Genomic DNA, 8,656 nt, shown 5'->3' on the forward strand with positions numbered 1-8,656 from the left:
GTGGCCGGCGGGGCCAGCGGGGCGGACGCCGTGGAGTGCGCCGCCAGGTAGGCGTTGAACAGATCCAGGTCGGACGGGCCGACCAGCTTGTTCGTGCCCTGGCCGAGAGCCGCGAAGCCGTCGCCGCCGCCCGCGAGGAACTCGTTCATCGCGACGCGGTACGTCTTCGCCGGGTCGATCGCCTCACCGTTCAGACGGATCGTGCTCGCGACCACCCGGTCGGCGCCCGACTTCGTCATGTCCAGCGTGTAGGTGAGGCCCTTCGAGATCTGGAGGATCTTCGGGGACGCCTCGTTGGAACCGCTGACCTGCTGCTGGAGCGCGGCCACGAGCTGCGCGCCGGTCAGGTCGACGACGTTCATCATGTTGGTGAACGGCTGGACGGTGAACGCCTCGCCGTACGTCACCACCCCGTCGCCCTCACTGCCGGACGCGGCGTACACCAGGTCCGAGCGGATACCGCCCGGGTTCATGAACGCGACGACCGCGCCGCCCTTGTCGGCGGGGGCCAGGCCCTCCAGCTGGGCGTCGGCGATGAGATTGCCCAGCGGCTTCTCCGGGGCCGTGGAGCCACGGCCGTTGATGTCGGCGGAGATGAAGCCCTGCGGCCGGCCCGCGATCGGGGCGGCGAGCGCGTTCCAGCGGGTGATCAGCGCGGTCATGTCGGCGGCCTTGGCCTGGTCGCGGCTGACGACGTGGTTGGCCGACTCCACCGACGTACGCACGATGTCCTTGGTGCGGCGGTCGTAGGTGAGGGTCGTGTCCGTGTAGACCTTGCCGAACGACGACGCCGAAGTGACCATGCGCGGCTTGCCGGACGGGTCCGGGACCGTGCAGACGTAGGCCTGGTGGGTGTGGCCCGTGACCAGCGCGTCGACCTTCGGCGTGATGCCCTTGGCGATGTCGACGATCGGCCCGGAGATGCCGTCACCGGCACCCGGGCTGTCGCAGTCGTAGTTGTACGAGGAGGAGGCCGGGGCCCCGCCCTCGTGGATCAGCGCCACGATGGACTTGACGCCCTGCCGGTCCAGCTCCTTGGCGTACTTGTCGACCGTCTCGATCTCGTCGTGGAACTTCAGCCCCTTGACACCGTTGGCCGTGACGATGTTCGGCGTGCCCTCCAGGGTCACCCCGATGAAGCCGATCTTCACGCCGTTCTTCTTCCAGACCGTGTACGGCTTGAGGACCGGCTTGCCGGTCTTCTCGTCCGTCACGTTGGCCGCGAGGTAGGGGAAGTCCGCGCCCTCGAACTCCTTGCCCTTCTCGTAGCAGCCCTCGACCGGGTGGCAGCCGCCGTTCTGCAGCCGGGCGAGCTCCGTGGCCCCCTCGTCGAACTCGTGGTTGCCCACGGCCGTCACGTCGAGGTCGAGCCCGTTCAGCGCCTCGATGGTGGGCTCGTCGTGGAAGAGCCCCGACAGCAGCGGGCTCGCTCCCACCATGTCGCCGCCGGCCGCGGTGACGGAGTACGGGTGCCCCTTGCGCGCGGTGCGCAGCGAGGTGGCGAGGTACTCGACGCCCCCGGCCGGGACCGACTTCACCGTGCCGTCGGCCTGCGTCTCACCGACCGTCCCGGCCGAACCGGCCGGCGGCTCCAGGTTGCCGTGCAGGTCGTTGAAGGACAGCAGCTGCACGTCGACGGTGCGGGACGGGTGGCCGTGCCCATGACCGTGCCCCCGGTCGTGGGCGCCGGCCGGCATCGCGGCGACGAGCGCACCTGCGGTGGTCAGCCCGGCCACGGCGGCGAACACCCGCCGGTACGCCCGGTTCTTCTGCGGAGTCACTGACATCGGTCCCCTTCGAAATCTCTGGATCCTGCGTGCCGCAGCCTAGGGTCAACGCGCGTAGCGCGACAGATGCCCGGGGTTACGAACTGGTTGCCGCGCACTCGGAAAGGGGCCGATCACCCGTAGGACGTACATGTACGGGCAGAAACGTCACCGCGCGCCTGCGCACCGGGAACCCCGCGGAGCTGCGGTCCGGGTCCTCCGGCCGCCCGGGGGAAGCAGCGGGCCGGTCCGCCCGGCCTCCGTCCGGCCCGGCCGTGCCCCCGGACGCACCCGCATCCTGGTCCGCCCGGCTTCCGTCCACCCCGGCCGCGCCCCCGGGCGCATCCGCACCCCGATCCCGCCGCCGTACGCTCGTACTCATGACGACTGACGTACCCCTCCCCTCCCCCGGGCGCGAGATCGCGTCCCTCGACGCGCTCACCCCCGAGCAGGCCGACGCCGTCCTCGGCCTCCTCGGCGAGGCCGCCGGGACCGATGGCCGGCAGGCCGTATCCGAGCAGGGGCGGCTGCAGTTGAGGGGCGGGCACCGTGAGGGCGTCCGGCATTTCCTGCTCACCGTCGACGGCGTCCTGGCCGGATACGCACAGCTGGAGGACACCGACCCCGTCGAGGCCCCCGCCGCCGAGCTGGTCGTGGCTCCGGCGCACCGGGGACGCGGGCACGGCCGGGCCCTGGGCGCCGCGCTCCTCGCCGCGGCCGGGAAGCGGCTGCGGGTCTGGGCCCACGGCGGCAAGGCGGCCGCCCGGCACCTCGCACAGGTGCTCGGCCTCTCCCTCTTCCGGGAACTGCGACAGCTCCGCCGCCCGTTGGACTCCCTCGACATCACCGAGCCGGTCCTCCCGCCGGGCGTCACCGTCCGCACCTTCGTGCCGGGCCAGGACGACGCGGCCTGGCTCGCCGTCAACAGCGCCGCGTTCGCCCACCACCCCGAGCAGGGTGCCCTCACCCAGCGGGACCTGGACGACCGCAAGGCCGAGCCCTGGTTCGACCCGAAGGGTTTCTTCCTGGCCGAACGCGACGGCGAGATCATCGGCTTCCACTGGACGAAGGTGCACGCCGAGGAGGAACTCGGCGAGGTCTACGTCGTCGGCATCCGGCCCGACGCCCAGGGCGGCGGCCTGGGCAAGGCGCTCACCGCGACCGGCCTGCGGTATCTGGCCTCCCTGGGGCTGCCGACGGCGATGCTCTACGTGGACGCCGACAACCCGGCGGCCCTGTCGGTGTACGAGCGGATGGGCTTCGCCACGCACGAGGTCGACCTGATGTACCGCACGGAGTCCTGAACCCGCTCAACCCACCTCGGGGCGGCGTCACTTGACGCCGTCCCAGTTTTTCGGCACCCTTTCACTACTCAATTAGTGAAAGGGTGGTGAACGTGGCCGGGTCCGCAGCGCTCGAATTCCGCATCGACCGCCGCAGCGGCGTCGCCACCTACCTCCAGATCGTGCAGCAGACCAAGCAGGCGCTCCGCCTGGGCGTCCTCGAACCGGGCGACCGCCTGCCCACGGCCCGCGAGGTCGTCGAGGCCACGGCGATCAATCCGAACACCGTGCTCAAGGCCTACCGCGAACTGGAACGCGAAGGCCTCGTCGAGGCCCGCCGCGGCCTCGGCACCTTCGTCCGCCGGACCCTCGGCAGCGCGGCGGTCACCACCGACCCGCCCCTGCGCGCCGAACTGTCCGAGTGGACCCGCAGGGCCCGCGCCGCAGGGCTCGACAAGGACGACGTGCTGGCGCTCTTCACCGACGTACTGGACAGCACATACAAGGGGGATCAGCACTCATGACAGGCGCCGCGATCGAGGCGAACGGCCTCGGCACGACCTACGGACGAAAGCGCGGGTGGGCGCTGCGCGGCTGCTCGTTCCGGTTGCCCGCCGGGCGGATATGCGCCCTCGTCGGGCCCAACGGCGCCGGGAAGTCCACGCTTCTCTCCCTCGCCGCCGGTCTGCTCCGCCCCGCCGAGGGGTCGGTGCGGGTGCTCGGTACCACACCCGCCGAGGCCCGGACCCGTCTCGCCCACGTCGCGCAGGACAAGCCGCTGTACCCGCAGCTCACCGTGGCCGACACCCTGTGGGCGGGGGCCCAGCTCAACCCCGCCACCTGGGACCGTACGGCCGCCGACCGGGTCGCCGGACCGCTCCCGCAGGACGCGAAGGTCCGGACGCTCTCCGGCGGGCAGCGCACCCGCCTCGCCCTCGCTCTCGCGCTGGGCAAACGGCCCGAACTGATGCTGCTGGACGAGCCGATGGCCGACCTCGACCCTCTCGTACGTCACCAGCTGATGGGCGTCCTGATGGCCGAGGCCGCCGAGCACGGGACCACCATCGTCATGTCCTCGCACATCCTCACCGAGCTGGAAGGCTCCTGCGACTACCTCCTGTTCGTCGACGGCGGCCGGGTGCGGCTCGGCGGCGAGAGCGACGACATCGTCGCCGCGCACGCCCTGCTCACCGGCCAGGTCCGCGACCTCGCCCCGCACACGGTCGTCGAGTCGCGCACGACGGGGCGTCAGCTCACCGCGCTCGTACGGCGTGAGGGTCCGGTCGACGACACGGCCTGGGAGGTCACCGAGCCCTCGCTGGAGGAGCTGCTGCTGGCCCACCTCCGCTCGCCCGAGGCCCCTCCGCTGCTCACCCCGAGCGCGCGCGCCCACGAGGAGGCGGCTGCGGCATGAGCACCCTCACCGCCCTGCGCGGGCCCGCCCGTGTCGTGGTGCGCCAGCATCGCAAGGCGCTGTGGGCGGCACTTGCGCTGCTGCTCACAGGCATCGGTTCCGTGATCGCCATGCGCGTCTGGATCGCCGTACGCAGTTCCGACGAGTTGTGCCCCGACGGTGACATGACCCCGTGCGGCGGTGGCACCTACCTGCCCACCTACGCCAGGACGTCCACCGAGACCTTCCTGTCCGAGGGCGGGACGGCCATGGTGCTGTTCGCCGCACTCGTCGGCGCCTTCGTGGCAGGCCCTCTGATCGCACGCGAACTGGACAGCGGCACGTTCAAGTTCGCGTGGGCACAGTCGGTCTCCCCCACCCGTTGGCTCGTGGCGCGTCTCGCACTCCCCCTGGTGCTCGCGACCGCCGGATGCGCCGTCCTGATGCCGGTGTACCACTGGGGCCGGGCGTTCGGGTCCGACTACCCGTACGCGCACGGCCTGGAGCGGTATGCGGAGGGCGTCTATCCGGGCACCGGGCCCGTGCTGCTCGGATACGTCGTGCTCGCAGTGGCGCTCGGGGCCCTCTGCGCCCTCCTCCTGCGCCGCACCCTCCTCGCGGCATCGACCACCACCCTGCTGTTCGGACTGGTGTTCGTCGTCATGACCAAGGTGCGGTACCGCCTCTGGCCACCCGTGCGGCTCACCGGGGGCGCCCGGCCCGAGGGTGCCGTTTGGCATGTACGGTCCGGCATGCTCACGCCTTCCGGCAAGGAAGTGGGGACGGAGAACTGCTTCACGGTGGACGGCTTCGTCGACCATGTCGCCTGCATGCGCCACCGTGGCGGCGTCACGCAGTTCGTCGACTATCACCCCGCCTCCCATTTCTGGCCCCTCCAGCTCGTCGAGACCGGCATCGTGCTCGTCCTCGCCGCCCTGGCCGTCGTCGTCGCGTTCCGCGTCCTGCGCCACCGCACCGCCTGAGAGCCCCCTCCTGTCCGGGCCCCGGGGGAGCCCGGGCAGGAGGTTCGCCTACGGTGGGAAAGGGGCGGCAGCGCACCCACACCGCTTCCTGTACGTCATGTCGCCGTTACCAGCCATTCAGACAGGCTTGCGACCCTCACGGAATGCAGCCAGCTGTGCCCGCCCCCCGCGACGGGAACGGCCCCGGACCAGGGACCGTTTCCGCTTCTTCTGCGATCTTTATGGGCTCCGACGCGCCTGAGGAGCCGAACGCGCGGAAGAATAGCTCCATGAGCCAGCAGCCCAGCTCCGACGCCCCGGTCCAGCCCGCGCAGCCGTCGGTCGGCTCCCTCGCCGCCCACCGGCCGCACGCCGTCGCGGGCTCGGTGCCCGCAGGTCTGTCCACAGCCGCCGATCTGGACCCCGATCTCGACAACGACGCGGATGCGTACGAGCCCGAGACGGACGGCGACGAGCTGCCGCAGGGCCGCTTCCTCGACCGGGAGCGCAGTTGGCTCGCGTTCAACGAACGTGTTCTGGAACTCGCCGAGGACCCCGCCACACCCCTACTCGAACGGGCTAACTTCCTCGCGATCTTCGCCTCGAACCTGGACGAGTTCTTCATGGTCCGGGTGGCCGGCCTCAAGCGCCGTATCGCGACCGGTGTCGCCACCCGGTCCGCGTCCGGACTGCAGCCCCGTGAGGTCCTCGACCTCATCTGGACCCGCTCCCGCGAGCTCATGGCCCGCCACGCCGCCTGCTACCAGCAGGACATCGCGCCCGCCCTGTCCGACGAGGGCATCCAGCTCGTCCGCTGGCCCGAGCTGACCGAGAAGGAACAGGCCCGCCTGTTCACCTTCTTCCGGCAGCGGGTCTTCCCCGTGCTGACCCCGCTGGCCGTCGACCCCGCACACCCGTTCCCGTACATCTCCGGGCTCTCACTGAACCTCGCCGTCGTGGTCCGCAACCCCGTCAGCGGCCACCGGCACTTCGCCCGCGTCAAGGTACCGCCGCTGCTCACCCGCTTCCTGGAGGCGTCCCCGCAGCGCTACGTCCCGATAGAGGACATCATCGCGGCCCACCTCGAAGAGCTCTTCCCGGGCATGGAGGTCCTCGCCCACCACATGTTCCGGGTCACCAGGAACGAGGACCTGGAGGTCGAGGAGGACGACACCGAGAACCTGCTCCAGGCCCTGGAGAAGGAGCTCATGCGGCGCCGCTTCGGCCCGCCGGTCCGCCTGGAGGTCGAGGAGTCCATCGACCCGTACGTCCTGGACCTGCTCGTCCGCGAGCTGAAGATCTCCGAGACCGAGCTCTACCCGCTGCCGGGCCCGCTCGACCTCACCGGGCTGTTCGGCATCGCGTCGCTGGACCGGCCCGAACTGAAGTACCCCAAGTTCATCGCCGGCACCCACCGCGATCTCGCCGAGGTCGAGTCCGCCTCCGCACCCGATGTGTTCGCCGCCCTGCGCGAACGCGACGTGCTGCTGCACCACCCGTACGACTCCTTCTCCACCTCCGTCCAGGCCTTCCTGGAGCAGGCGGCGGGCGATCCGGACGTACTCGCGATCAAGCAGACCCTGTACCGGACCTCGGGCGACTCACCGATAGTGGACGCCCTGATCGACGCCGCCGAAGCCGGCAAGCAGGTCCTCGTGCTCGTCGAGATCAAGGCCCGCTTCGACGAGCAGGCCAACATCAAGTGGGCCCGCAAGCTGGAGGAGGCCGGCTGCCACGTCGTCTACGGACTCGTCGGCCTGAAGACCCACTGCAAGCTGTCGCTCGTCGTCCGCCAGGAGGGCGACACGCTGCGCCGCTACTCCCACGTCGGCACCGGCAACTACCACCCCAAGACGGCGAGGCTCTACGAGGACCTCGGCCTGCTGACCGCCGATCCGCAGGTCGGGGCGGACCTCTCCGACCTCTTCAACCGGCTCTCCGGCTACTCCCGCCGCGAGACCTACCGCCGGCTGCTGGTCGCCCCGAAGTCCCTGCGCGACGGGCTGATCGCCCGCATCAACAAGGAGGTCACCCACCATCGCGCGGGCCGCCCCGCCTACGTACGCATCAAGGTCAACTCGATGGTCGACGAAGCGGTCATCGACGCCTGCTACCGGGCGGGACAGGCCGGTGTGCCGGTCGACATCTGGGTGCGCGGCATCTGCGCGATCCGCCCCGGAGTCAGCGGCCTCTCCGAGAACGTCCGGGTCCGCTCGATACTGGGCCGCTTCCTCGAACACTCCCGGGTCTTCGCCTTCGGCAACGGCGGCGAACCCGAGGTGTGGTTCGGCAGTGCCGACATGATGCACCGCAACCTCGACCGCCGGATCGAAGCACTGGTCCGCGTCACCGACCCCGCGCATCGCGCCGCCCTCAGCAGGCTCCTGGAAACAGGTATGTCCGACACCACGTCCTCCTGGCACCTGGGCCCCGACGGAAACTGGACCCGGCACGCCACGGACGCGGACGGACAGCCTCTGAGGCACGTACAAGAGATGCTCATTGACGCCCGGAGGCGCCGGCGTGCGACGCCCTGACCACCAGATGACGACCGTTTCCGCGGAAGCGGTCCTCGCGCCCTACCTGCGCGAACAGGCCGCCTGCTTCCTGCGGGGCCTGAGGCTGCACCGCGAGTACAGCTCCCCCGCGGACGCCGGCACGCAGCGCGCCGAGGAGGCCGCCCGCGCGCTGCGCCACGCGGCGCGCCGGATCAGCGGCACGCTCCACACCTTCCGGGACGCGCTCGAACCGGCCTGGTCCGACCAGCTCCGTGCGGAACTGGCCTGGCTCTCCGGCACCCTGGCCCGCGAACACGCGTACGCCACCCGGCTCGGCCGGCTGCTGGAGGCCCTGCACCAGCTCTCCGGCGCCTCGCTCCCGGGAGCCCGGCCCCCCGCGGGGGACGGCCCGGACGGGAGCGACAAGGAGCGGGCGGTGCTCGGCGTCGGCGCGGCCCGGGCGGGTGCGCTCCTGGAACGCCGGCTGACCCTCGCCCGGACCCGCGCCCACTCGGCGGCGCTCCAGGCACTGGGCTCATCCCGCTTCCACGCCGTCGCCGACGCGGTCGCGCTGCTCGCCTCGGAGGTCCCCCTGGCGCCCTCGGCCGCGGAACCGGCCGCCGCGGTGCTGCACACCCCGGCCGGGCTCGCCGAGCAGCGGATGCTGGACGCGGTGGCCGCGCTCCCGCCCGACGAGGCGGTGGAGCCCTACAACGAGGCGCACGACGCCCTGTGGCACCAGGCCCGCCTCCTG

General features: G+C 71.3%; 7 protein-coding genes. 6 read left to right on the forward strand and 1 reads right to left on the reverse strand.

Going from position 1 to position 8,656, the window contains the following annotated elements; all coding sequences use genetic code 11:
* On the reverse strand, positions 1 to 1,787 hold a 1,787-nt coding region (locus VN520_RS11685), incomplete at its 3' end, for a bifunctional metallophosphatase/5'-nucleotidase (protein WP_325746813.1).
* A gap of 359 nt (positions 1,788 to 2,146) precedes the next feature.
* Between VN520_RS11685 and mshD the strand changes: the two genes are divergently transcribed.
* The 6 genes from mshD to VN520_RS11715 all read left to right on the forward strand — a co-directional run.
* Positions 2,147 to 3,070, forward strand: a complete 924-nt coding sequence (gene mshD / locus VN520_RS11690) for a mycothiol synthase (RefSeq protein WP_325746814.1) — start codon at positions 2,147 to 2,149, stop codon at positions 3,068 to 3,070.
* Between the two features lie 92 nt (positions 3,071 to 3,162).
* On the forward strand, positions 3,163 to 3,573 hold the full coding sequence (locus tag VN520_RS11695) for a GntR family transcriptional regulator (protein WP_325746815.1): 411 nt from the start codon (positions 3,163 to 3,165) through the stop codon (positions 3,571 to 3,573).
* The gene (locus VN520_RS11700; RefSeq protein ID WP_325746816.1) at positions 3,570 to 4,463 is read left to right on the forward strand and encodes an ABC transporter ATP-binding protein; all 894 of its coding nucleotides are present in this window, start codon (positions 3,570 to 3,572) and stop codon (positions 4,461 to 4,463) included. Before VN520_RS11695 ends, VN520_RS11700 begins: the two co-directional genes overlap by 4 nt.
* Positions 4,460 to 5,425: an ABC transporter permease gene (locus tag VN520_RS11705; protein WP_325746817.1), complete on the forward strand. Its 966-nt coding sequence runs from the start codon at positions 4,460 to 4,462 to the stop codon at positions 5,423 to 5,425. The genes VN520_RS11700 and VN520_RS11705 overlap by 4 nt, the downstream gene beginning before the upstream one ends.
* A 269-nt stretch (positions 5,426 to 5,694) precedes the next feature.
* Positions 5,695 to 7,941, forward strand: coding sequence for an RNA degradosome polyphosphate kinase (locus tag VN520_RS11710; protein WP_325746818.1), 2,247 nt, complete (start codon positions 5,695 to 5,697; stop codon positions 7,939 to 7,941).
* Positions 7,928 to 8,656, forward strand: a 729-nt coding sequence (locus VN520_RS11715; RefSeq protein WP_325746819.1) for a CHAD domain-containing protein, incomplete at its 3' end; no start/stop codon positions are given. The genes VN520_RS11710 and VN520_RS11715, both read left to right, overlap by 14 nt.

Source organism: Streptomyces sp. (assembly GCF_035563135.1).
Classification (GTDB): Bacteria; Actinomycetota; Actinomycetes; order Streptomycetales; family Streptomycetaceae; genus Streptomyces.

Coding starts and splice junctions, on each gene's coding strand:
- mshD (WP_325746814.1), top strand. CDS start 2,147: ATGACGACTGACGTACCCCTCCCCTCCCCCGGGCGCGAGATCGCGTCC.
- VN520_RS11700 (WP_325746816.1), top strand. CDS start 3,570: ATGACAGGCGCCGCGATCGAGGCGAACGGCCTCGGCACGACCTACGGA.
- VN520_RS11705 (WP_325746817.1), top strand. CDS start 4,460: ATGAGCACCCTCACCGCCCTGCGCGGGCCCGCCCGTGTCGTGGTGCGC.
- VN520_RS11710 (WP_325746818.1), top strand. CDS start 5,695: ATGAGCCAGCAGCCCAGCTCCGACGCCCCGGTCCAGCCCGCGCAGCCG.